The following is a 21,411-nucleotide window of genomic DNA, read 5'->3' as shown; positions in this document are numbered from 1 at the left end:
TTGGTGTGTTTTATTCTGCAAAATATCCTGATTCATCAATGCTACCACAGGCTTTGCGTCGTGTGGCCCATCTATTTCACTTCTATGAGAGAGAGGGTATACGCGGCGGAGGTGTGGCGCTTATTTTTTGGTCGCGTTCAGCAGCGGGTACTTATTCCCCCCTGCGCTGGGGTACAATGTTCGGCCGTGCGCAATGGCTGGGTGCCGATGCGATACACGTTAATTAATTTTGCTTCCACCACCTGAGGTTTCTCACGCTTATGGATACACTGGAGAACATCAAACAGCAGATCGCTGACAACGCCATCCTGCTCTATATGAAAGGTAGCCCCAACGCCCCCCAGTGCGGCTTTTCCATGCGCGCTTCCCAGGCGATGATGGCCTGCGGCAAGCGCTTTGCCTATGTGGATATCCTGGCCAATCCAGATATTCGCGCGGAATTACCCAAGTATGCCAACTGGCCGACTTTCCCTCAGTTGTGGGTGAAGGGCGAGTTGATCGGCGGTTGCGACATCATTATGGAAATGTATGAAAATGGTGAGCTGAAAACCCTGATCGAAGAGGCATCAGCGGAGAGCGAAGGCGAAGGTTAATTTTCGTTTTTGTCCCAATGTACCTGCCCGGGGAAAGTGGCAGCGCATTGTTGAGAATAAAAAAACCGCAGTTTCAACTGCGGTTTTTTTATGCCTATTTAAGGCATTTTTAGTTACTTGCCAGAGTTGCCGGCCGCAGTTTCCATTTGGGTTTGTAGGTAGTTTTGAATGCCTACTTTGTCGATCAGTTCGAGCTGAGTCTCCAGCCAGTCGACATGTTCTTCTTCGGAGTCGAGAATTTTTTCCAGTAATTCACGGCTGCCGTAATCGCGTACAGACTCGCAGTAAGCGATGGCTTCGCGCAGATCGGGAATCGCCTTGGATTCAATCTTCAAGTCGCACTTGAGCATTTCCTCGGTATTTTCACCGATCATCAATTTGCCCAGGTGTTGCAGGTTGGGGATGCCTTCCAGGAACAGGATACGCTCGATCAGCCAATCGGCGTGTTTCATTTCATCGATGGATTCGTGGTATTCCTGTTTACCCAGCTCTTTCAGCCCCCAGTTGTCGTACATGCGCGCATGCAGAAAATACTGGTTGATCGCTACCAGCTCATTGCCCAGTACTTTATTTAAATGTTCGATAACCTTGGGATCGCCTTTCATAGCTTTTTGCTCCTGTGGCCCTGCGAGCTAGATAACACCCTCAGAGAATTCCTATTTGTTGATTACTTGAAATAAGTAGCAATAAAAAGTCACTAAATTGTGTTAGTCACTTATGTCTGCGGCTGACCGATTTCCCACAATTTATTTTAGGGTGGCAACTGCAATCCGGGCCGAGTTTGCGTTGCGATTTGCGGCAAGTCAAGGGGAAGTTGTTAGCTGCGGAATGCAGAAAAAACACGGTTTTTAACACGAATTTGGCCGAAAATAGCAACGAAAATGATTCTTGTTTAGGTTGCACCGTCAGGCAGTCAGCTTTTTTTGAATAGCCGATATTATTTCCAGAATTTGATTGGAATCAGTTTCACTCTTAATAAAAATTTCAATGTCGTTGGCCAGGCGTTGCAGATAATTAAATAACGCGACTTTGTCTTTTTGCCGTTGGCATACCTCAGCGAGATGGTCCAAAGCGTTCAGCAAGTGGCGCATAAATACTCCATTGGCTCGGCCGTGTTCGACGATTTCATCGAGGGAAGCATTGAGTAGCTGGGCAAATTCCAGTTTGCAGCTGACTAAGCGCAGAGCCCCGGCGGAACCGGTAAAACAGTTTGCCGGTTCCGGTCTTTGCAGCACCGTACCCAGCCCTTCAATAAGGCGGTCGACACAGGAGTAGGCTGTAAAGGGGTCGTTAATGCCGGGGGAAAGTGCGCGCACCGCGATTTGGGATAGTTGGCGCATGGAAAAAACAATGTCCTGTTCGGCGGTGGGCAGAGCGCCAATCTTTAGGGCGGACTGCACTTGCGGGATTATCTCTTCCGAGTCGGCGTTTTGGTAAATCCTGCCGATTTGCCCCCAGTTGTGTACGTAGGAGCCGGGGTGGCAACTGATCTGTACACAGCAATTGAATTTTTCCGCAATCGCAATAATTTTTTCCCTGTCGATAATCTGTACGTAGCCACCGCGGGGAGTCGGTACTGGGATCCAGCTCGCCCCCAGTTCCAGGCGCTCAGTATCGAAGTGTTCCCCCTTGTCGGACTCTGCAGAGCTTGGGTACTCTCGGTCGATTGCCTGGTGGAACTCCAGATTGATCTGATGGGCGATGTTATCTACCTGAATGGATTGCGCCACATTGTGGATGAAATAAACGAGGTAGCCGATGCTGATCAATGTGAGCAGCAGGGCAATTTGAATGGCGAAGCCATAAGTCGTTATGTCCCCGGTCGTTCCCTCGATACTGCGCATCGTGACCAGCGCATAGACATAGGTGGAGAGAAAAATTCCAAGCGAGCTTTGGGTGCTGCGGTCGCGAATAAAATTTCTGATCAGGTGAGGGCCGAACTGGTTAGAGGCGAGGGTTAGGGCCACCACGGTAATTGAGAACACTGTACCGGCCACTGTAATGGTCGAGCCGGCGATAACGGAGAGCAAGGCGCGTGCGCTGTTGACATCGCGCATATGCAGCCAGTCGAGGGTGGTAATTTGGCCGGTTTCAAATAGTGGCAGAGTGCTTAATAGAGCATCCAGTTGACGCATCATGTAAGCGAGCAGCAGCGCCGACAAAATCATGATGAGAGGCACACTCCAAAAACTGGAGCGAAGTTTTTCGTAGAGGTGCAGAAAATGCTTCTTCATGTTCCAAACTGAGCCATTGATGTGCCCTCAGCTTAGAGCATCACGTGTGCGCATCATAGGGCGGCAGGCAAAGTCTGCAGGGGAGGGTTTTAGGAGGGGAGGGCAGAGGGGAGGATTTGGCCGCCACTCAATTTCAATGTGTGGCGGCCGAAAAGGGGAACTTAACTGGCAGAGTAAAACAGCCCGCTGTTGGCAGCGGTGATCATTCCGGCACCCAGGGTCTCACTGATGATTTCCTTGGTCTGTTCGGCGCAGCGACCACACTGGGAAGAGACACCAAGCTGACGCCTCAGGGCCTTCACAGAGGTGGAGCCATCGTAGACAGCCTCTTTGATTTGGCGGTCGGTGATACCTTTACAGATACATACATACATCGTCGTGGGCTCTGCTCAATTTCTACTCAATACTAGACTGATGTAAATCCTATTGCAATTGAGAATGAGTGTCAATAAGATTTCCATAAGTTTAAATTTTGAACTGATGGTTTCTTTTTTGTGCGATATGGCAGTGGTTATTTCCTATTTTGAGGCTTGGTTCACGCATAGCTTTTCTGCTATCAGGCTCATTTAAAAAATTTATGGGCCTGTAATAAGTGGATGTGTATCATAGCGGCCCACTATCAATTCCTATTCAATTTATAGCTGTTGCGTATAAATTGAACACTTCACTCTCTTTATCAACAACCCATCATTGGATTGAGGAGGTTTTCATGGCAGTACTGGTAGGCAAGCCGGCTCCGGATTTCACCGCTGCAGCGGTATTGGGTAATGGCGAGATCGTCGATACCTTCAACCTGAAAGAAGCAATCAAAGGTAAGAAAGCGGTAGTTTTCTTCTACCCGCTGGACTTCACCTTCGTATGTCCTTCTGAGCTGATCGCTTTCGACCACCGTTTCGCTGAGTTCGAAAAGCGCGGTGTTGAGGTGATCGGTGTTTCCATCGATTCCCAGTTCTCTCACAACGCATGGCGTAACACCCCGGTGAACGAGGGTGGTATCGGCCCGGTTAAATACACCCTGGTTGCTGATGTTAAGCACGAAATTTGCCAAGCATACGACGTAGAAGCCGACGCTGGCGTCGCTTTCCGTGGTTCCTTCCTGATCGACGAGGAAGGCATGGTTCGCCATCAGGTTGTAAACGACCTGCCACTGGGCCGCAACGTTGACGAAATGCTGCGCATGGTTGACGCCCTGGCGTTCCACCAGGAGCACGGCGAAGTTTGTCCTGCCGGTTGGCAGGAAGGCGACAAAGGTATGAGCGCTTCTCCGGAAGGCGTAGCGGCTTACCTGAGCGAGAATGCTGAAAAGCTGTAAGCTCGAAGTCGCTGGGGCTAACCAATAGGCCCCAATGCAGAAAAAACCGCCGAAAGGCGGTTTTTTCGTTTTAATGAGTGCCAATACGCAGATCTAAGCGGGTGGCATGGGGATTCACACAGGGGCAGTGGTAAGAGACTAGAATTCACCAGTCAGTCCTGCGTGGCGCCTAAATAGAGTTTTTGCTCGCTGGCTGCTAGTCTTATCTGCATGTACCGGATTGCTTTGGCGGCTCGATTTGCGTATGAGACCTGCAATTCTTTCGAATATCGTCTACCACCTCCGTGCCGGGAAGGCGCGTGTCATTCTTTCACTACTGCTCCTATGTGCTGTGGCACTGCCTGCGCGCGCGATGGATATAGACGCCAGGGCCAAGGAGTTTGACCGATACTTCCGCAAGATGATGGCCGGTAAGTCCATTCCAGGTGGCGCCTATGTCATTGTTGATGGCAACCGGGTGGTCGCTATGGACACTTACGGTGTGCGCATACGCGGGAAGAAGGGCAAGGTGGATCTCGATACTGTATTTCGCCTGGCTTCGGTCTCAAAGACCTTTGCCGGGAGTATGGCCACCATTCTGGAGCATGAGGAGCGCTTTAACTGGGATGACAAGGTCATCAACTATGTGCCGGACCTCAGCTTCAAGACGCCGTCACTGTCGCGCCAGCTACAGGTAGAGCACCTGCTCAGCCACTCCTCCGGCCTCACGCCCAACGCCTACGACGATTACCTTGAGAGCAATAAGCCACTCAGCAAGATATTGCCAAAGTTTGCCAATATCGATCCGCGCTGCACTCCAGGAAAATGTTATGGCTATCAGAATGTGCTGTTCAGCCTGATTGAGGATGTAATCTTTCAGGCGACGGGAACCACCTTTGCCAAACAACTGAAGTCGCGAATTTTTGTGCCGCTGAAAATGCAGAATGCCTCGGTGGGTTGGGAGAGCTTTATGGCCTCAAACAATCGCGCCGCGCCCCACGTGCAAACCGGCAGCGGTTGGCGCCCGGTGAAGGTCGAGAAAGAATACTATTTCGCCGCCCCCGCTGCGGGTGTCAATGCCAGCATCTCGGATATGGCCCAGTGGCTGAAGGCGCAGATGGGCTATTACCCCAAGGTGCTCTCTCCAGCGGTGATTGAGGATATGACCACCGAGCGGGTGTCCACCCAGCGCCATATGCGCCACCGTATTTGGCGGGATTACCTGACCCACGCCGGCTACGGCCTCGGCTGGCGCCTCTACACCATCGGTGATGACCGTATTATCTATCACGGTGGTTGGGTGGCTGGTTTCCGTGCAGCAGTAGCCTATTCGGAAAAACTGAAAATCGGTATCGCTATCCTGATGAATGCCGAATCGCGGGTGATTTCTGATATGACCGCAAATTTTGTGATCGATGTGACCGGCAGCAAGGGCAAGGCCGCTACCCTCAAGGCTAAGGCCAGTCGCAAGCGTTAGCTGATCACTCAATATCAGCATTGCTATTCCCTTAAAGTCCCGATTGATGGGGCTTTAAGGGAAAATCCCACTCCTGCCAATGCCTCCTCGAAACCCGTGCCCATCCCGCAAAGCTGCACCCTAAAGGCGACTAAAAAGTAAGAGCCGATTGAGCCACAGCCGCAAGTAGAGGTTCCCTATTTCCGACTTCGCCCTTGAAACCTGTCAGCAGGTCCCAATATTTGCTCCCTGTTCCGATTGACGTGTATGGGGAGACCTACAGATGACCGTTGAGGCCCACAAAGAGAGCCACGGGTTCCAGACAGAAGCCAAGCAACTGCTGCACCTGATGATTCACTCGCTCTACTCCAACAAGGAGATTTTCCTGCGCGAGCTGGTATCCAATGCCTCCGATGCCGCCGACAAATTGCGTTTTGAAGCGCTGTCCAAACCAGAATTATTTGCCGATGATGCGGACCTGCGCATTCGTATTGAGTTCGATAAAGACGCGGGCACCCTGACCATTACCGATAACGGTATTGGTATGAGCCGCAATGAAGTGATCGAAAACCTCGGTACTATCGCCCGCTCCGGCACCTCCGCTTTCATGCAACAGCTTACCGGTGACCAGAAAAAAGACGCACACCTGATTGGTCAGTTTGGTGTTGGTTTTTATTCCGCGTTTATTGTTGCCGATAAGGTGGATGTATTTACCCGTCGCGCTGGCCTCGAAGCCGATCAGGGCGTGCACTGGGAGTGTCACGGCGAAGCCGAATACTCCGTAGAGAATGCGGAGCTGCCCCAGCGCGGTACCCGCGTAGTCCTGCACCTGAAAGAAGACGCGAAAGAATTTGCTGATGGCTGGCGACTGCGCTCCATTATCAAAAAGTACTCCGATCACATTGCCATTCCGGTGGAAATGCTGAAAGAGGAAATGCCGGCGGCAGAGGGTGAGGAAAAAGAAGAGAAGGCACCTGAATTTGAAGCGGTCAATGCCGCTCAGGCGCTGTGGACCCGCCCGCGCTCCGAAGTGAAAGCCGAGGAGTACAAGGAATTCTACAAGCACATTTCCCACGACTTCGACGATCCGCTCAGCTGGAGCCACAACCGTGTTGAGGGTAAGCAGGATTACACCAGCTTGCTGTATATCCCCGCGCGCGCACCTTTTGACCTGTACCAACGCGATGCCGCCCGCGGCCTCAAGCTGTATGTACAGCGCACTTTTATCATGGACGATGCCGAGCAGTTCCTGCCGTTGTATCTGCGTTTCGTAAAAGGGGTTCTGGATTCCAACGATCTGCCCCTGAATGTTTCCCGTGAAATCCTGCAAAAAGATCGCAATACCGATGCGATCAAGAATGCGCTGACCAAGCGCGTATTGGATATGCTGGATAAGCTGGCCAAAAAGGACGGTGACGAATACCAGAAATTCTGGGACCTGTTTGGCAATGTCCTGAAAGAGGGCCCGGCCGAGGACTTCTCCAACAAAGAGAAAGTGGCCCAGCTGCTGCGTTTCGCCACTACCCATACCGATACTGACAAGCAGGATCAATCCCTGGAAGACTATGTCAGCCGCATGAAAGATGGCCAGAAGGCGATCTACTACGTGTGCGCAGACAATTTTGCCACCGCGAAATCCAGCCCCTACCTGGAAGTATTCCGCAAGAAAGGTATCGAAGTTCTACTGCTTACCGATCAGGTAGATGAGTGGTTCGTGGGCCATATGAACGAGTTCGATGGCAAGCCGTTCCAGGACGTGGCCAAAGGCGCGTTGGATCTGGGTGAAGCCGAGAGCGAAGAAGATAAGGCCGAGCGCGAGAAGGTCGAGAAAGAATCCGGTGCGCTGGTTGAACGCGTACAGTCTGTCCTGGATAGCCGCGTTGAATCCGTGCGCGCTACGACTCGCCTGGTGGACTCGCCGGCGTGTCTGGTAGTGAGCGAGCAGGATATGGGTCCGCAAATGCGCCGTATCCTCGAGCAGGCCGGTCAAGCGGTACCTGAGGCCAAGCCGATTTTTGAAATCAACCCATCGCACCCGCTGGTACAGCGCCTGGATCAGGAGCAGGATGAGGATCGCTTTGCCGATCTCACCAATATTCTGATGGACCAGGCCAACTTGGCAGCGGGCAACCAGCTAACAGATCCAGCCGACTATGTGCGTCGCCTGAATACTCTGTTGCTGGAAATGCACGGCTAAGTTTTAGTTTGTTGCTACAGGCTTCTACTCCTAGGAGCCTGGCGCGGTGGTTTCTTCCTGAAGCTCCCGCGCCTTATTTCTACGGCCCCAGTGGAACAGCCCGGTTGTGGAACCGGCAGCTTGCCCCGCTGGGGCCGTTTTCCGTTTTTGGCGTGTTATTTTGTAACTTTACGCGCAAGATCCTGAAAGTTGAACCCTTTGGGCTGAGCGGGTCATAGCTCTATAATCCCTGCCCTCGAGAAGCTTTATCGGTATCAATATGCAAAAGGAAACTTCCAACCCTCTCTCCATCGCTGTATTGGGCGGCGGTAGTTTCGGTACGGCTATTGCCAACATTGTCGCGGGTAATGGTCACGATACCCGCCAGTGGATGCGGGATTCGAAGAGTGCGGAAGCCTGTCGGGAAACCCGTGAGAACAGCAAATATTTGCCCGGAGTGGCTCTGCATCCCGAGCTTTGCATCAGCAGTGACCTGCAAGAAGTCGTGCAGGGTTGCAACATTGTCTTTGTCGCTATCCCCAGTAAGTCTTTCCGTGAAGTGGTGCGCCGTGTAGCCCCGCTGTTGAAACCGGGCACCATGTTGATCTCCACCACCAAGGGGATTGAGCATGACAGTTTCCACTTGATGAGCGATATCCTGCGCGAAGAGACCCAGGGGATGCGCGTGGGGGTGCTGAGCGGGCCCAACTTCGCCAAGGAAATCGTCGCTGGGCACTACACCGCAACCGTGGTTGCCAGTGAAGATGAGGCCCTGTGCAAGGATATCCAGTCCGCACTGCACTCTGAAACCTTCCGTGTCTACTCCAGTAACGATGTGTTTGGCGTGGAACTGGCGGGCGCACTGAAAAATATTTATGCCATTGTCACCGGTATGGCGGCGGCCCTGGACCGCGGGCAAAATACCATCAGCCTGCTGATTACCCGTTCTCTCGCAGAGATGATGCGCTTTGCCGAGGCTATGGGGGCAGACCCTATGACGTTTATCGGCCTAGCCGGCGTTGGCGATTTAATCCTGACCTGCTCCTCCGACCTCAGCCGCAATTATCGGGTAGGCTATCTGGTGGGCAAGGGCAAGCCTTTGGATCGTGCTGTCGCGGAAATCGGTCAGGTTGCCGAAGGGGTGAATACGGTTCGTCTGATTAAAAAGAAAGCGGATGAAATGGGCGTCTATATGCCCTTGGTTTCCGCAATTCACGCCATATTATTTGAAGAGCGACCGATTCCAGAGGTAATTCGTAATTTAATGTCGGGCGCACAAACTTTCGATGTGGCCTACTCGGCCAAGCCTTGATGGAAGCCCCTTATGAAAAATGATGACTTAAAACGCAACCTGACTTCTGGCAACCAGTGGGTGCGGCTGATCTACATGGTGCTGTTCGCAATTTGCTTACAGATTGCTAGTTGGGTGCTGCTGGCGGTGGTTGTACTGCAGTTCCTGTTTTCGATTATCGGCGGCAGTGCCAACGACAATTTGCGCCGCTTTGGCGATCAACTCGCCTCCTATATTTATCAGGCGATACAGTTTCTGATTTACAACTCTGAAGAAAAGCCTTTCCCCTTTGCCGAATGGCCGGAATCCGAGGTGGATGATTTGTCCGGTTACGAGGGGGCGCAAGAGGTTAATGCTGAGGTTGTGGCTTCCGAGGATGATAAAGAGCCCGCAAAAAAAACTGAGCCCGAGCCAAAAAAGGAAGAAGAGGCCGAAGAGGCGATTATCCTCGGGAGCGATGATAATAAGCCTGAGCTGGTAGAAGAGAGCGCGGAAGAATCTACCGCACCTCTCAATGATCAGAAGGGCGAGTTTGACAAGCGCGGTGACAAACACTAAAGGGGCTAAGGCAAAATCCATGGAACTGTTTATCCTGCGCCACGGCAAGGCCGAGCCCATGTACGGTAACGATGCCGACCGCGCGCTTACTGAGCGCGGCCGAAAGCAGGTGGCGCAGGTATGCAAAGAGCGCGCTGAGGAGTTGTCTTCGGTGCGCGCCATCTGGGCGAGCCCTTTTGTGCGCACCCAGCAAACCGCCGATATTGTCGCCGCTCACCTGGGGCTACCGGTTGTCACCGAGCCTCTGCTGATTGGCGATACCGACCCACAGCAGCTGCTCGACAGGCTTCAAGAGCAGCAGGCCGATAGCTTTCCCCTTCTTCTGGTGAGTCACCAGCCGCTGGTGGGCAGCTTGCTGAATGACCTCTGTGGCAGTGGCAACCAACACCCCATGGGCACCTCCAGTCTCGCTTGCGTGAGCTCGGAAGTGTGGGCCAATGGTTGTGCCGAACTGCAGTGGTTACAGCACGCTGGCTAACTGTTTTCCGCGCCGGTTTCTCTCTTGGTCGGCCTATTGCACCCAAATCCCCACATGGCTGGCGTTAACTGTCATTGCCCGCAGGCCCCAGGGCCTGCACCATCTGTTTCTTTATTCTTAGTTTTCTCCTGGAATCAGCGCGCATGAAGCAAGCCGCCCCCCGCGAAATCAGCCTGAAATTCGACAGTAAGACCATTGCCGCGAGGCAGTGGGGGGATGGCACAGGGGAGCCGGTATTAGCCCTGCATGGCTGGCTGGATAATTGCGCCAGCTTTGACCGTTTGGCGCCGCTGCTAGAGGGTATTAATTTGGTCGCCATGGATATGGCCGGCCATGGGCGCAGCTATCATCGCTCTCCTCACGCCAATTACAATATTTGGGAGGAGGCCGAGGACATTATTGGTGTCTCCGAAGCCCTGGGCTGGCGCAATTTCTCCTTGTTGGCCCATTCCCGCGGTGCTATTGCCAGTGTGATAACGGCAGGCACTTTCCCCAAGCGCATCAAACGCCTGGCCCTGATCGATGGTCTGGTACCTCCTGCCTCGAAAGATAGCGAGGCACCGGACATTCTCGCTAAGGCCATCGCCCAGCGTGCCCGCTACAGTCAGCGCAGGGCGAAGGTCTACCCCACTTTTGAGGCGGCGGTAGAAGCGCGTATGAACGGCATGTTCCCCCTGTCCGAATGGGCGGCGCGCGCTTTGGCCGAGCGGGGAACCCTGCCGCTCGAGGGCGGCTTTACCTGGAGCAATGACCCGCGCCTGATGGCCGCATCCTCAGCCAAATTGAACGAGGCGCAGGTGCGTGCTTTTCTGTCGCGCCTTAGCATGCCGGTGCACTTGGTACTGGCGGAGGAGGGGATTGCCAATATGATTGAGCGGCTGCGCCCGGTATTGGAGAGTTATAAAAATATCGAGGCCAGGGAAATACCTGGCGGCCACCATTTGCATATGGAGGACGGCGCCGAGGCCATAGCCGAATGGTTTGGGCCTTTCCTGCGTGGTGAGGCTGACTAGTGTCAACAGCTCCTAGTCCCTAGGCCTTAGAAAGGCACACGTTTGGAGTAACAGCTGGGGTCCATTTCACGAACTTCCACCGATACAGCTGGCACTCCATCGGCAAACTGGCACAGGCAGTTAAACACCGCGGAACTCAGTGCTTCCCGCTCCCGCTTATCGCGGCCTGCCAACAGGCGAATTTCAGCGTGGATAAAACTATCGCCATGCTCACCGGCTATAAACTGGTCATAAGCCTTGGCGCGGGTCTTAATGGTGTGCGAGGCGAACAAGCCGGAGCTGTGCATCGCCTCTTGGGCCGAGCTGATCAGGGCAGCGACAGAAATCCGATCTTCCAGGTTTTTAGCGTACTCAATAACCAGGTGGGGCATGGTAATTCACTCCGTGAATACGGGCGACCCCAGTAGGGGCCGCGCTGTTCTGGCTGGCAGCCTTAGGGGCGGCTAATCAGGGAAAGAAATTCGTTGCGTGTGGCCTGGTTCTCGCGGAAGGTGCCCAGCATTGCCGAGGTCTTCATCACGGAGTTTTGCTTTTCCACACCGCGCATCATCATGCACATGTGCTTCGCTTCAATAATGACGCCGACGCCGGCAGCATTAGTGACAGTTTGCAGGGTCTTGGCAACCTGGGTAGTCAGCTGCTCTTGAATCTGCAGGCGGCGTGCGTACATATCGACAATACGCGCTACCTTGGACAGGCCCAGTACTTTGCCCTGGGGGATATAGGCCACATGAGCGCGACCGATAAACGGCAGCATATGGTGCTCACATAGGGAGTAGAGTTCGATATCCTTGACCAATACCATGTCGGTGCAGTCACTGGGGAAGAGGGCGTCGCTGACCACTTCCTTAACGGTCTGCTGATAACCGCGGGTCAAGTATTCCATGGCCTTTGCGGCGCGCTCAGGGGTATCTTTGAGCCCTGGGCGTTGCAGATCTTCGCCGATTGCTTCAATAATTCGTGCGTAGTGTTCGTTCATGCTGCTCTTTCCAACATCTCAGCCCGAGGGGCGGGTGCGCTACCCTAAGCGTTTGTAACCCGAGAGTAAAGATCCGCGCGGACCTAGGGGCTTACTGACACCAATTTGATAGCTTCTGCCAGAGGCCATTGTTAGCTCGGGAAGGCAAAAGGGGTGAAACCTAATCACTCTACATAAACGACCGATAATGCAGTTGGGCGGAAAATGGCCTAGGCCCTTCGGGTTGCAGCTATAAAAGCGCCACTCAGTGTTACTCGTCGCTTATTTGGAACAACCAAACTACACTCCTCGTGCCTTGATTGGCGCTTCTATAGCCACAACAGAGGCTACCCAATTAGTGACAATAGGCCCTGATGAGATACATAGTACTTAAGGATAGATTCAATGATAGAGAGGCGTGAATCCAGCTTGCATGAGCTGACCACGGTTTTGGACTATATCCGCTGGGGAGCCAGCCGTTTTAGCGAAGCAGGCCTCTGGTATGGTCACGGCACAGACAATGCCTGGGATGAGGCGGTATTGCTGGTAACCCACGCGCTGTACTTACCGCCCTATAGCAAGCAGGAAATCCTGCATGCGCGCTTGACCATGGAGGAGCGGCGGGACGTACTCACGCTCCTTGAGCGGCGCTTTACCGAGCGTTTGCCGGCGGCTTATTTAACCAATGAAGCGCACTTCTGCGATATGACTTTTTATGTGGATGAGCGAGTGCTGGTGCCGCGCTCTCCCATAGGCGAAATGATCCGCCACAATTTCGAGCCCTGGCTCAATGTGGAGCCGCTGGCAATCCTCGACCTCTGTTGTGGCAGTGGTTGTATCGGTATCGCCTGTGCAGAGGCTTTCCCTGAGGCCAGAGTGGACCTGAGCGATATTTCAGAAGGTGCCATTGAGGTGGCGCAGATTAATATCAACCGTCACGAACTCAACGAGCGTGTGCGGGCCGTGCAGTCGGATCTTTTCGGTGGTTTGCAGGGTATGAGTTATGAGCTGATCGTTTGCAATCCCCCCTATGTGGACGCCTGCGATTTAGCAGAGATGCCGAAAGAGTACCTGGCTGAGCCGGAAATTGCCCTGGGTTCGGGTGAAGACGGCCTCGATTTCACTCGCCGTCTGTTGTGCGAGGCCGCCAATCACCTACAGCCGGAAGGTCTGCTGGTCTGTGAGGTGGGCAACAGCTGGGAAGCTCTGGAGCAAGCCTTCCCGGAAGTGCCATTTATGTGGCCTGAGTTTGAGGACGGTGGCCACGGGGTATTTGTCATTAGTCGCGAAGAGTTGCTCGCCTACCAAAGCCACTTTGAAAAAGAGTAATTCTTTTTGTGAGCCCGGCAAATAGTATTGTCGGGCTTTCTGTGAGGGACACATACCTGCAGCAATTGTGCTTTTTGCCATGAACTCCGCGCGCGCCAACGAGATCCTTTATAATGTGCGGTTCTTCACAAAGCCAACCGCTGTTAATTCACCAACTGTTATCTGGAAAAGTCGCATATGTCGGGCAATACCTTTGGCAAGCTGTTCTGCGTCACCACCTTTGGCGAAAGCCATGGCCCAGCCTTGGGCTGTATTGTTGATGGCTGCCCTCCAGGGTTGGAAATCAGTGAGGAGGAGATCCAGTTGGAGCTGGACCGCCGAAAGCCAGGGACTTCCCGCTATACCACCCAGCGCCGTGAACCGGACCAGGTGAAAATTCTCTCTGGTGTTTTTGAAGGAAAAACCACCGGTACACCTATCGGCCTGTTGATTGAAAATACCGATCAGCGCTCCAAGGACTATGGCAATATCGCCGAGCAGGTACGCCCGGCGCACGCCGATTACACCTACTGGCAAAAATACGGTATCCGCGACTACCGCGGTGGCGGCCGCTCCTCTGCGCGGGAGACCGCCATGCGTGTTGCGGCCGGGGCTATTGCCAAAAAATGGCTAAAACAGAAATACGGTATCGAAGTGCGCGGTTACCTGTCCCAGTTGGGACCGATTAGGGTACAAAAATTAGATTGGGAGCAAGTCGAGCAGAACCCATTCTTCTGCCCCGATGCCGAAAAAGTACCCGAAATGGAAGCCTATATGCAGGCCTTGATCAAAGAGGGTGACTCCATCGGCGCGCGCATCTCAGTACATGCCAGTGGCGTCCCCGCCGGGCTGGGCGAACCGATTTTTGATCGCCTGGATGCAGACCTGGCTCACGGCCTGATGAGCATCAACGCAGTAAAAGGGGTAGAAATTGGAGCTGGCTTTGACTGTGTGGAGCAAAAGGGGACTGAACATCGCGATGAGATTACTCCTGAAGAGGGTTTTCTCTCCAATAATGCCGGCGGCATCCTCGGCGGTATTTCCAGTGGCCAGGATATCGTTGCCCATATTGCCCTGAAACCCACTTCCAGCTTGCGCATCCCCGGCCGAAGTATCGATCGCTCCGGCAATGCTATTGAGGTGGTTACCAAAGGTCGCCACGACCCCTGTGTAGGTATTCGTGCGACGCCAATTGCTGAAGCAATGATGGCTCTTGTGTTAATGGACCACACTCTACGCCACCGGGGCCAGAATGGAGATGTGACTCCCGGCTGATTTGCCACTAAACAGCAGTCTTTCTAACAAGGTACCGGCGAAAGCCGGTATCCATTATCCTCCAAATTACAGCACGGCCTGAAGACGTTGCTCTTGCAACTCAGTAATCTCAGCCACATATCCAGGGCAAGTTTCCTCAACTTTGTGAATACTACGAAGGCGATCAAAAGGGCTTAAAACCGCTTTATCACCACGATTTACTACATGGGTATAAATCTCAGTAGTGCTGATGTCAGAGTGCCCTAATAATTCCTGGATAGTACGCAGATCGTAACCTGCTTCGAGTAAATGTGTGGCAAAGCTATGCCGAAAGGCATGGCAGCGTGCTGGTTTGTTGATTCCATCCTTACCTACAGCGGTACTTACTTGACGTGTCAATGTGGACGAGTGCATATGGTGTCTTCGGTAGATACCTGATCGAGGGCACTTACTAATAGAGGTTGCAGGAAACAAGTATTGCCAAGCGAGTTGTTTGGCAGCATTAGGGTATTTTCGGTCGAGTGCATCCGGGAGGTAAACCAAACCGTAGCCGGCCAGTAAATCCTGCTGATGAAGAAGAGATACACGCCGAACTTGACGTTCTAGATCTGGGATTACTCCCTGCGGAAGAAGGGTAGTTCGATCCTTATTTCCTTTTCCGCCGCGGACAAAAATATTATTACTGCCAAAGTCCACATCTTTTATTCGTAGAGATAGTAGCTCGGCACTACGGAGCCCAGAGCCATACATCAGCTCTATCTGTAATCTGAAGACTCCCTGTAAATGACTAAGAACCGCGGCTACTTCCTCACGACTATAAACAACAGGCAGCCGTCGTTGCTTCTTGGCAAGCTTAAAATCCAAGTCTGGAATTTCCTTACCTAAAAACTGTTTGTAGAGATAGGCGATAGCGTTCAAAGCCACTCTTTGCGTATTGGATGCGCAAAGTCCCTGAACAGCAAGGTGAGTCAGAAACTCCTCAACCTCAGCCGGGCCCATACCTGCAGGGTGCTTCAATCGATTAAAGTGAATAAATCGCTTTATCCAGTGCGTGTAAGTTTGCTCCGTTCGGTACGGTAGTCCCTGCTTGCGAATGTGCTGACGTAAAATATCCATAAAACGTTCAGGTTTAGAAGGTAGCTTAGGGCGAATATCATCCATGACGCTTTCTTTGCACTGTTTTTATATACAGTATTTATTGTTTTTCTGTGCTGTCAATAACCAAGATCAAAAGCAGCTGCACATATCCACGGTAATATAAGAGTTAACTCCTTGATTTAGAACGATTTACATCTGTGATCAAAAGCAACAAAATAACAAGATATATTGCAGCTGCAATATATCCACTTGAGTATTTCTATGTCAGCGATAGCTAACTATTTGATTTGTGAATATTTTTTAGGTCTTTGGTGGTTTTTTGATCTGGGAATATGTTGCAGGGTGATATAATGCAGCTGCTTTTGAATACACTGTTAATGGTATTCGCATCGTGAAAGTATTCGGATACTCACATAAAACGAAAGATGAATTGCTTGAACTGTACGAATGTACGGTTTCAGCTGACCCTCAGCAATTACGTGAGTTGGCAAGCTTCTTTGAGTCTTGTGCAGCCGCAATCGAAAAATCAGGCAAGGACTGGAACCACGAGCACTTTCTTTCAAGCCAGGAAGGCATCAATAAAACTGGTCCTAGTATTGTGGTGTTCAATTCAGATGCTGAGTAAAACCCGTACCATTAACAAGTACCGGCAGTTCGCCCCTACGGGGCCGGACGGCCAAACCGCTACGCGGTTCGTCCGCCGCTGCGGTAGGCGTTATTGTGGCGGTCAATTTTTAGGTAGTTTGTAGTTGCTGCAAGCACCAATCTCTTCCTGAGCACATTTCCCCAGAGAGTTTTCCTGCAAGTTGGCACCGTAGTTCCGTTCAAGTGCCTTCGTTTTAAGTCAACAAGTTCTGCAAGCTAGTTGCAGCATTGTGGAGTGCCAGTCAGTTAGTTAACTGGTGGGGAAAGTATGGTATTTTTCCCAGTAAATTTTTCGGGCAGTGGCCAGCCAAAGGTGGCTGGCAGAGAGCATGTAGGTCGTTCAGTGCGCGCCAGCTATAACCAGGCCAGGCAAGATCGCCCAGCCGGTGGCTGGGCTGGACAGCCTACGCTCCGCTTCGGCTGCCCTTGCTGGCAACGTTATTGTGGCGGTCATTTTTTAGGTAGTTTGAAGTGGCTGCAAGCACCAATCTCTTCCTGAGCACATTTCTCCAGAGGGTTTCCCTGCAAACTGGCACCGCAGTTTCGTTCAAGTGCCTTCGTTTAAAGCCAACAAGTTCTGCAAGCCAGCTGCCTCATTGTGGAGTGCCAGTCAGGTAGTTAATTGGTGGGGAAAGTATGGTATTTTCTCTTGCAAATTTATCGGGCAGTGGCCAGCCAAAGGTGGCTGGCAAAGAGCAAGTAGGTTGTTCAGTGCGCGCCAGCTATAACCAGGCCAGGCAAGATCGCCCAGCCGGAGGCTGGGCTGGACAGCCTACGCCTTGCTTCGGCTGCCCTTGCTGGCAACGTTATACGCAAGGAGTACCAAATCACCATGGATGACGAGCTATTCTTTAGCAAAGAAAAGAGTGATTTAGACTTAGATTTGGTTTCGAGCTTTTTATCTAACTCATATTGGGCGCTCGGCAGAAATAGAGAAGAGGTAGTTCGCTCTATAGAAAACTCATTTTGCGTAGGATTATTTTTTAAAAAATCGCAAATAGGATTCGCCAGAGTTGTCACTGATTATCAAACATTTGCCTATATTATGGATGTTTTTATCGTTCCTGAGCACCAAGGTAAAGGATTCGGAAAGAAAATAATGCAGTTCATGTTGCAATCTCAGGAGCTTCAATATGTTTCCACGTTTCGGCTTAGGACTGAAGATGCTCATGGTTTCTATGAGGGCTTGGGTTTCAAAGTAAACCACATAGAGATTTTGGAGCTAGCGCGCAGTAACTGCGTATAACCAAGCGCTGCAGGGGACGGATAACTTTGTGCACTTTATTGCGCGGTCGCTTCACTCCCATTATTGCGCAATCAAGCGCCCAAAGTTAGCCGCCCCTGAGCGCGGCGTTAAAGGGTCTTAGCAATGTGGTTGTTCAAATCGAGAGGCAAGCGTAAGGCCATACAGGTCTTTAAAAGAGATTTGAGGCGTAAATTGTCTGATGACTGGGGTAATAAGAGGAAATATTCTGCCACCGAAATATCTAGCAGTGTGCAAAATCACTATCCCGCATTGTCCAAGCATGCAGTGTACGCAATATATATGTGGTCAGAGAAAAAGCAGTTTGATTTATATTGCTCAGAGTCTGATATAAGCCTTAGCCCAATCGAGGCTAGAAAAGAAATTGAGTCTGCTGTTTCCTCGATGAATGGCAGTGATCCTTCTGTATCAGAATCTAGTTATGATAGTAGTTTTTCTGATTCGGGTGGTTCAGATTGAACCGACCTTTAACAAGCGCAGGTTGCCGGACTGGTTTTACACTGCGCGTCAAACCAGCCGCAACTGCGGGCGTTATGCACTCTCAGGGATATAGCTCGTGAAAGTAGAATTAGGACTATTCGAAGAAGATAATCTGCTCATTCAAGGTATGATAAATATCACTGATCAGGAGCAAATCGAATCAAGTGAGGTGCTGGAGCTTAAGCACAAACTTCATGATGAGTTTGCTGAACTGGAGTTAAAAGTCCTTAATGACGGGCAGCAGCTAATTAAGTCGTCATTAACTATGCCTATTCACGAATCAGAAGACTGGGAGTCAATCGAGCTGGGTGGATTTACATTGGCATTTTGGTGTCGTCTAAATGCATAACAAAGCCAAGCACGAACGCCAGCAAAGCTGGCTGGACCTCCATTTCGCGGCTTCGCCGCTACATTGCGGCCCGTGTTGGCGGCGTTATGCATTATGAATAAGAGAGCTTTTGGTGTTAGTGAAATTGTTGTTTTGATAGCGGTGCTTGGCATGCTCGCATTAATAACAATAAGGTTTGTTAGCCCGGATATTCTTGATTTTTCATTTTTGAAGTCTAGGGGGGGAGCTTTTTTATCTGGGTGTATATTTTTCTTTTTATCTTTCAAAGAGTTTGTAATTGCAAGATCTAAAAATGAGTGGGTTCCAAATAGAATTGCGGGGATAATTCGGGTGCCTCTATATTTGGCGGCAACTATATTTTTTTTGTATCTTACAGTGACAGGGGTGGCGAATGCATAACCAGGCCAGGCAAGATCGACCAGCCGGTGGCTGGGCTGGACAGCCTACGCTCCGCTTCGGCTGCCCTTGCTGGCAACGTTAATGGTACTCGCATCGTGAAAGTATTCGGATACTCACATAAAACGAAAGATGAATTGCTTGAACTGTACGAATGTACGGTTTCAGATGACCCTCAGCAATTACGTGAGTTGGCAAGCTTCTTTGAGTCTTGTGCAACCGCAATCGAAAAATCAGGCAAGGACTGGAACCACGAGCACTTTCTTTCAAGCCAGGAAGGCATCAATAAAACTGGTCCTAGTATTGTGGTGTTCAATTCAGATGCTGAGTAAAACCCGTACCATTAACGAGTACCGGCAGTTCGCCCCTACGGGGCCGGACGGCCAAACCGCTATGCGGTTCGTCCGCCGCTGCGGTAGGCGTTAAGTGAGTAATGGAGTACACATGAAGTCATTTCTATTCAATTTGGCTGGCCTACTTGGTTCTTGGCAATTCATAGAGCTTTCTTCGGATAGTGTGTTCAACTCAGTTTTTGCACCGATAATTTTTGTAGTTTTTCTGATTTCTAGCGTTCTTTGGCTCATTGTAAAATTTGGTGTAAATCAGCGTACTGGTGGCGGCACATACTTTAGCGGGGATGGTGGTGGGTGTGGCGGCGGTGGCGGAGATGGCGGGTGCTAGTTCCCCACTTAACAATCACAGGCAGTAAAGCTACGGCCCTACGGGCCTCCGCGGGACAGCTTACCCTGCTGTGGGCGTTAGCTGTACGAGAGAGTCATGCGAAGAAAGCAATTTCTTACAGAATTCCTAGGTGCTCTCGGCGCCAAAGAAATTCAATGGCAGAAGGAGACGGATACAAGTATCTCTGGAGCAGTTATTTACGAAATTGATGACCCAGAAGAGGTTCAAGAGTTCATCTGGCACGTACAAGAGTCAGAAGCACCGCCTGAAAATGTTAGAAAGCTAGTTGAGCTTCTGAATGAGAAGAACCTGTTGAGTATTGATAAAATTAGTATTTCTAGGAAAGAACTAAGAAGTTTATATAGTAAAAAGCAGGGGCGAATTGTATCGGAAGATGAGTTCATATCTATTTTAGAAGCTCTGGTTTCAATTGAGGTTCCAATGGTAGATGAAGGAAGAGAAACAGATGTTTACTTCATCCATGAGTAACACAGCTAACAAGTGGCGGCACAATCGCCACACTTCGTGTGGCTGGACAAAGCACTGCGCGCTTTGCCTGTGCGCCAGGCGTTATGTGTAAATAGATATGGAAGATCATGTATATAGCCCGACAACTTTTTGGCAGCTATTTGGTGGCATTAACGACTTTACCGCTTGGTTTATGCCCTTCTTTCTATTTGCTGCATCATTAGTGTGGTTCTATAGAGAACGCTCCATTTTATCTGGGCTTTCACTTTCCGCAGGAGTATTAGTTGCCGCCTCAAGGGTTGCGCACATATTAATACCTAACGTACATTCAATCGCCCTTGGGCACTCCGAACCAACTATTGAGCAAAACCCAATCATCTGGTTTTTATATGTACAAGCCTTAAATATTGGCAGTTTTATTTTCGTTGTATGCGTTGGTTATCACTTCGCATTCAGCCAAACACATAACAAGCAAAGGCAGCAACGCCCTGTGGGCTGGACGCGCTAACGCGCGCCGCTGCTTTGGGCGTTATAAGGCTTGAGTATGTGGAAGCATGTAATTGCATCTAGTATCCAATCGGCTTTTGTCGGAGCTTTGCTTCTAGTAGCTGTTAGCTTACCTTCTTATGGTGGAGCGGCGACTATTTTTGGACTAATAGCTTTCCCTATAGCTTTTGTTGTTTGTCTATTATTGGCTTACCCATTAATTCGCTTGTGGAAATTCTATTCTTGGTCAAACTGGGTTAGCTTTGCTGTATATATCGTGGCAGGCTTTGTTTTTGGCTTTTTTACTCCGATAATTATTTTTGGTATGTCGGGCACAGAATTCAGCTTTAAGTCCATTGCCTTCCTTAGCATTTATGGTGGGTTAGGTCTTATTTGCTCAGTCTCAGCATGGAACTACGTGCGTAAAAATGTCGCTTTATAACAAGTTGCTCAAGTACGCTCCGGCCGCAAAAGGCGCGGCCTCCGCGGGACAGCCTACACTGCGTTTCGGCTGCCCCTTAGCAAGGCGTTAGGCATCATTAAGAAATGGGCGTTGAAAGGGCGAAGAGAGTATTAACTGAAAATTCGAAGGTGCTTTATGGTATTTTCGGTATTGTAGAGTTGTCCGGATATTTTCCGCCGCACAACTTTTTAAATCAGTTTCTAATGCAGGGAAATGACCCCTGTGATCAGGATGGTAGAATGGATAACTGGCCTCCATTCAAGCTCTCAAGTCGCGAATATAATTTAGTTAAAGACTGGTGGTGCTCTATTAATCCAGGCACTGTCGTAGACGACTTGGGAGAAGAAAGCTGGAGTGATTGGGCAGTGGAAATTATAGAGCGGGAGTAAATTCAATGCCTAACAAGTTGCGGCACAGTCGCCGCTTCGCGGCTGGACAGCCAAACCTGCGGTTCGGCTGCCTGTGCGCAAG

Annotated in this window: 28 protein-coding genes; 22 read left to right on the top strand and 6 right to left on the bottom strand. The window is 50.9% G+C overall.

Annotated elements, in window-relative coordinates; all coding sequences use genetic code 11:
* Positions 1–38: 38 nt before the first annotated feature.
* Complete coding sequence (locus ACJJID_RS11700) at positions 39–227, top strand: hypothetical protein (protein ID WP_444919649.1); 189 nt, start codon at positions 39–41, stop codon at positions 225–227.
* A 33-nt stretch (positions 228–260) separates the two neighbouring features.
* Positions 261–593 carry a Grx4 family monothiol glutaredoxin gene (gene grxD / locus ACJJID_RS11695; RefSeq protein ID WP_152454435.1) on the top strand — a complete coding sequence of 111 codons (333 nt, stop codon included), beginning with the start codon at positions 261–263 and terminating at the stop codon, positions 591–593.
* 113 nt (positions 594–706) lie between these two features.
* On the opposite strand, the gene bfr is transcribed toward grxD, so the two are convergent.
* The 3 genes from bfr to ACJJID_RS11680 form a co-directional block, all read right to left on the bottom strand.
* Positions 707–1,198: a bacterioferritin gene (gene bfr, locus ACJJID_RS11690; RefSeq protein ID WP_152454434.1), complete on the bottom strand. Its 492-nt coding sequence runs from the start codon at positions 1,196–1,198 to the stop codon at positions 707–709.
* A gap of 300 nt (positions 1,199–1,498) precedes the next feature.
* The gene (locus ACJJID_RS11685; protein ID WP_444919648.1) at positions 1,499–2,827 is read right to left on the bottom strand and encodes a DUF2254 domain-containing protein; all 1,329 of its coding nucleotides are present in this window, start codon (positions 2,825–2,827) and stop codon (positions 1,499–1,501) included.
* 161 nt (positions 2,828–2,988) lie between these two features.
* On the bottom strand, positions 2,989–3,201 hold the full coding sequence (locus tag ACJJID_RS11680; RefSeq protein ID WP_152456387.1) for a bacterioferritin-associated ferredoxin: 213 nt from the start codon (positions 3,199–3,201) through the stop codon (positions 2,989–2,991).
* Between the two features lie 335 nt (positions 3,202–3,536).
* Here ACJJID_RS11680 and ACJJID_RS11675 point away from each other — a divergent pair, with 335 nt between their 5' ends.
* The 7 genes from ACJJID_RS11675 to ACJJID_RS11645 all read left to right on the top strand — a co-directional run bounded on the left by ACJJID_RS11675 (position 3,537) and on the right by ACJJID_RS11645 (position 11,090).
* Entirely contained in the window at positions 3,537–4,139 is a 603-nt protein-coding gene (locus tag ACJJID_RS11675) for a peroxiredoxin (protein ID WP_444919647.1), read from the top strand.
* 244 nt (positions 4,140–4,383) lie between these two features.
* On the top strand, positions 4,384–5,595 hold the full coding sequence (locus tag ACJJID_RS11670) for a serine hydrolase domain-containing protein (protein WP_444919646.1): 1,212 nt from the start codon (positions 4,384–4,386) through the stop codon (positions 5,593–5,595).
* 262 nt (positions 5,596–5,857) lie between these two features.
* Positions 5,858–7,771 carry a molecular chaperone HtpG gene (htpG, locus tag ACJJID_RS11665; RefSeq protein WP_444919645.1) on the top strand — a complete coding sequence of 638 codons (1,914 nt, stop codon included), beginning with the start codon at positions 5,858–5,860 and terminating at the stop codon, positions 7,769–7,771.
* Positions 7,772–8,030: 259 nt separating this feature from the next.
* On the top strand, positions 8,031–9,062 hold the full coding sequence (locus tag ACJJID_RS11660) for an NAD(P)H-dependent glycerol-3-phosphate dehydrogenase (protein WP_152454429.1): 1,032 nt from the start codon (positions 8,031–8,033) through the stop codon (positions 9,060–9,062).
* 12 nt (positions 9,063–9,074) lie between these two features.
* Entirely contained in the window at positions 9,075–9,599 is a 525-nt protein-coding gene (locus tag ACJJID_RS11655; RefSeq protein ID WP_444919644.1) for a DUF4389 domain-containing protein, read from the top strand.
* 19 nt (positions 9,600–9,618) lie between these two features.
* Entirely contained in the window at positions 9,619–10,077 is a 459-nt protein-coding gene (sixA, locus tag ACJJID_RS11650) for a phosphohistidine phosphatase SixA (protein ID WP_444919643.1), read from the top strand.
* Between the two features lie 143 nt (positions 10,078–10,220).
* A complete protein-coding gene (locus ACJJID_RS11645; RefSeq protein WP_444919642.1) occupies positions 10,221–11,090 on the top strand; it encodes an alpha/beta fold hydrolase in 870 nt (289 codons plus the stop codon).
* A 26-nt stretch (positions 11,091–11,116) separates the two neighbouring features.
* On the opposite strand, the gene ACJJID_RS11640 is transcribed toward ACJJID_RS11645, so the two are convergent.
* Both ACJJID_RS11640 and folE read right to left on the bottom strand, forming a co-directional pair.
* Positions 11,117–11,461: a 5-carboxymethyl-2-hydroxymuconate Delta-isomerase gene (locus tag ACJJID_RS11640; protein WP_152454425.1), complete on the bottom strand. Its 345-nt coding sequence runs from the start codon at positions 11,459–11,461 to the stop codon at positions 11,117–11,119.
* Positions 11,462–11,523: 62 nt separating this feature from the next.
* Positions 11,524–12,069 (bottom strand): GTP cyclohydrolase I FolE, encoded by a 546-nt coding sequence (folE, locus tag ACJJID_RS11635; protein ID WP_444919641.1) that lies wholly within the window; start codon positions 12,067–12,069, stop codon positions 11,524–11,526.
* A gap of 384 nt (positions 12,070–12,453) precedes the next feature.
* Between folE and prmB the strand changes: the two genes are divergently transcribed.
* Together prmB and aroC are read left to right on the top strand one after the other, a co-directional pair.
* A complete protein-coding gene (gene prmB, locus ACJJID_RS11630) occupies positions 12,454–13,377 on the top strand; it encodes a 50S ribosomal protein L3 N(5)-glutamine methyltransferase (protein WP_444919640.1) in 924 nt (307 codons plus the stop codon).
* A gap of 177 nt (positions 13,378–13,554) precedes the next feature.
* Positions 13,555–14,631 carry a chorismate synthase gene (gene aroC, locus ACJJID_RS11625; RefSeq protein ID WP_444919639.1) on the top strand — a complete coding sequence of 359 codons (1,077 nt, stop codon included), beginning with the start codon at positions 13,555–13,557 and terminating at the stop codon, positions 14,629–14,631.
* 66 nt (positions 14,632–14,697) lie between these two features.
* On the opposite strand, the gene ACJJID_RS11620 is transcribed toward aroC, so the two are convergent.
* Positions 14,698–15,771: an integron integrase gene (locus ACJJID_RS11620; RefSeq protein WP_444919638.1), complete on the bottom strand. Its 1,074-nt coding sequence runs from the start codon at positions 15,769–15,771 to the stop codon at positions 14,698–14,700.
* A gap of 328 nt (positions 15,772–16,099) precedes the next feature.
* On the opposite strand from ACJJID_RS11620, the gene ACJJID_RS11615 reads away from it, so the two are divergent.
* The 11 genes from ACJJID_RS11615 (at position 16,100) to ACJJID_RS11565 (ending at position 21,329) form a co-directional block, all read left to right on the top strand.
* Positions 16,100–16,333 (top strand): hypothetical protein, encoded by a 234-nt coding sequence (locus tag ACJJID_RS11615; protein WP_444919637.1) that lies wholly within the window; start codon positions 16,100–16,102, stop codon positions 16,331–16,333.
* A gap of 852 nt (positions 16,334–17,185) precedes the next feature.
* Positions 17,186–17,599 carry a GNAT family N-acetyltransferase gene (locus tag ACJJID_RS11610; protein WP_444919636.1) on the top strand — a complete coding sequence of 138 codons (414 nt, stop codon included), beginning with the start codon at positions 17,186–17,188 and terminating at the stop codon, positions 17,597–17,599.
* A gap of 123 nt (positions 17,600–17,722) precedes the next feature.
* On the top strand, positions 17,723–18,076 hold the full coding sequence (locus tag ACJJID_RS11605; protein WP_444919635.1) for a hypothetical protein: 354 nt from the start codon (positions 17,723–17,725) through the stop codon (positions 18,074–18,076).
* A 97-nt stretch (positions 18,077–18,173) separates the two neighbouring features.
* Positions 18,174–18,446 carry a hypothetical protein gene (locus ACJJID_RS11600; RefSeq protein WP_444919634.1) on the top strand — a complete coding sequence of 91 codons (273 nt, stop codon included), beginning with the start codon at positions 18,174–18,176 and terminating at the stop codon, positions 18,444–18,446.
* 93 nt (positions 18,447–18,539) lie between these two features.
* Positions 18,540–18,845, top strand: a complete 306-nt coding sequence (locus tag ACJJID_RS11595) for a hypothetical protein (RefSeq protein WP_444919633.1) — start codon at positions 18,540–18,542, stop codon at positions 18,843–18,845.
* A gap of 26 nt (positions 18,846–18,871) precedes the next feature.
* Positions 18,872–19,174 (top strand): hypothetical protein, encoded by a 303-nt coding sequence (locus ACJJID_RS11590; RefSeq protein ID WP_444919632.1) that lies wholly within the window; start codon positions 18,872–18,874, stop codon positions 19,172–19,174.
* Positions 19,175–19,286: 112 nt separating this feature from the next.
* A complete protein-coding gene (locus ACJJID_RS11585; protein WP_444919631.1) occupies positions 19,287–19,523 on the top strand; it encodes a hypothetical protein in 237 nt (78 codons plus the stop codon).
* 96 nt (positions 19,524–19,619) lie between these two features.
* Positions 19,620–20,012: a hypothetical protein gene (locus ACJJID_RS11580; protein WP_444919630.1), complete on the top strand. Its 393-nt coding sequence runs from the start codon at positions 19,620–19,622 to the stop codon at positions 20,010–20,012.
* Positions 20,013–20,109: 97 nt separating this feature from the next.
* Complete coding sequence (locus ACJJID_RS11575) at positions 20,110–20,499, top strand: hypothetical protein (RefSeq protein ID WP_444919629.1); 390 nt, start codon at positions 20,110–20,112, stop codon at positions 20,497–20,499.
* 36 nt (positions 20,500–20,535) lie between these two features.
* Complete coding sequence (locus tag ACJJID_RS11570; RefSeq protein ID WP_444919628.1) at positions 20,536–20,919, top strand: hypothetical protein; 384 nt, start codon at positions 20,536–20,538, stop codon at positions 20,917–20,919.
* Positions 20,920–21,023: 104 nt separating this feature from the next.
* Positions 21,024–21,329 carry a hypothetical protein gene (locus ACJJID_RS11565; protein WP_444919627.1) on the top strand — a complete coding sequence of 102 codons (306 nt, stop codon included), beginning with the start codon at positions 21,024–21,026 and terminating at the stop codon, positions 21,327–21,329.
* Positions 21,330–21,411 lie beyond the last annotated feature (82 nt).

The sequence above is a fragment of the Microbulbifer sp. CnH-101-G genome (genome assembly GCF_052466775.1).
Note: the sequence above shows the minus strand (reverse complement) of the source record. Positions and strands in the feature narration are given on the sequence as shown.

Coding starts and splice junctions, on each gene's coding strand:
- ACJJID_RS11670 (WP_444919646.1), top strand. CDS start 4,384: ATGAGACCTGCAATTCTTTCGAATATCGTCTACCACCTCCGTGCCGGG.
- ACJJID_RS11645 (WP_444919642.1), top strand. CDS start 10,221: ATGAAGCAAGCCGCCCCCCGCGAAATCAGCCTGAAATTCGACAGTAAG.
- ACJJID_RS11620 (WP_444919638.1), bottom strand. CDS start 15,771: ATGGATGATATTCGCCCTAAGCTACCTTCTAAACCTGAACGTTTTATG.
- bfr (WP_152454434.1), bottom strand. CDS start 1,198: ATGAAAGGCGATCCCAAGGTTATCGAACATTTAAATAAAGTACTGGGC.
- ACJJID_RS11655 (WP_444919644.1), top strand. CDS start 9,075: ATGAAAAATGATGACTTAAAACGCAACCTGACTTCTGGCAACCAGTGG.
- ACJJID_RS11580 (WP_444919630.1), top strand. CDS start 19,620: ATGCGAAGAAAGCAATTTCTTACAGAATTCCTAGGTGCTCTCGGCGCC.
- ACJJID_RS11610 (WP_444919636.1), top strand. CDS start 17,186: ATGGATGACGAGCTATTCTTTAGCAAAGAAAAGAGTGATTTAGACTTA.
- ACJJID_RS11585 (WP_444919631.1), top strand. CDS start 19,287: ATGAAGTCATTTCTATTCAATTTGGCTGGCCTACTTGGTTCTTGGCAA.
- ACJJID_RS11570 (WP_444919628.1), top strand. CDS start 20,536: ATGTGGAAGCATGTAATTGCATCTAGTATCCAATCGGCTTTTGTCGGA.
- ACJJID_RS11640 (WP_152454425.1), bottom strand. CDS start 11,461: ATGCCCCACCTGGTTATTGAGTACGCTAAAAACCTGGAAGATCGGATT.
- folE (WP_444919641.1), bottom strand. CDS start 12,069: ATGAACGAACACTACGCACGAATTATTGAAGCAATCGGCGAAGATCTG.
- ACJJID_RS11675 (WP_444919647.1), top strand. CDS start 3,537: ATGGCAGTACTGGTAGGCAAGCCGGCTCCGGATTTCACCGCTGCAGCG.
- htpG (WP_444919645.1), top strand. CDS start 5,858: ATGACCGTTGAGGCCCACAAAGAGAGCCACGGGTTCCAGACAGAAGCC.
- prmB (WP_444919640.1), top strand. CDS start 12,454: ATGATAGAGAGGCGTGAATCCAGCTTGCATGAGCTGACCACGGTTTTG.
- ACJJID_RS11680 (WP_152456387.1), bottom strand. CDS start 3,201: ATGTATGTATGTATCTGTAAAGGTATCACCGACCGCCAAATCAAAGAG.
- grxD (WP_152454435.1), top strand. CDS start 261: ATGGATACACTGGAGAACATCAAACAGCAGATCGCTGACAACGCCATC.
- ACJJID_RS11575 (WP_444919629.1), top strand. CDS start 20,110: ATGGAAGATCATGTATATAGCCCGACAACTTTTTGGCAGCTATTTGGT.
- ACJJID_RS11685 (WP_444919648.1), bottom strand. CDS start 2,827: ATGAAGAAGCATTTTCTGCACCTCTACGAAAAACTTCGCTCCAGTTTT.
- aroC (WP_444919639.1), top strand. CDS start 13,555: ATGTCGGGCAATACCTTTGGCAAGCTGTTCTGCGTCACCACCTTTGGC.
- ACJJID_RS11595 (WP_444919633.1), top strand. CDS start 18,540: ATGAATAAGAGAGCTTTTGGTGTTAGTGAAATTGTTGTTTTGATAGCG.
- ACJJID_RS11700 (WP_444919649.1), top strand. CDS start 39: ATGCTACCACAGGCTTTGCGTCGTGTGGCCCATCTATTTCACTTCTAT.
- ACJJID_RS11605 (WP_444919635.1), top strand. CDS start 17,723: ATGTGGTTGTTCAAATCGAGAGGCAAGCGTAAGGCCATACAGGTCTTT.
- sixA (WP_444919643.1), top strand. CDS start 9,619: ATGGAACTGTTTATCCTGCGCCACGGCAAGGCCGAGCCCATGTACGGT.
- ACJJID_RS11565 (WP_444919627.1), top strand. CDS start 21,024: ATGGGCGTTGAAAGGGCGAAGAGAGTATTAACTGAAAATTCGAAGGTG.
- ACJJID_RS11660 (WP_152454429.1), top strand. CDS start 8,031: ATGCAAAAGGAAACTTCCAACCCTCTCTCCATCGCTGTATTGGGCGGC.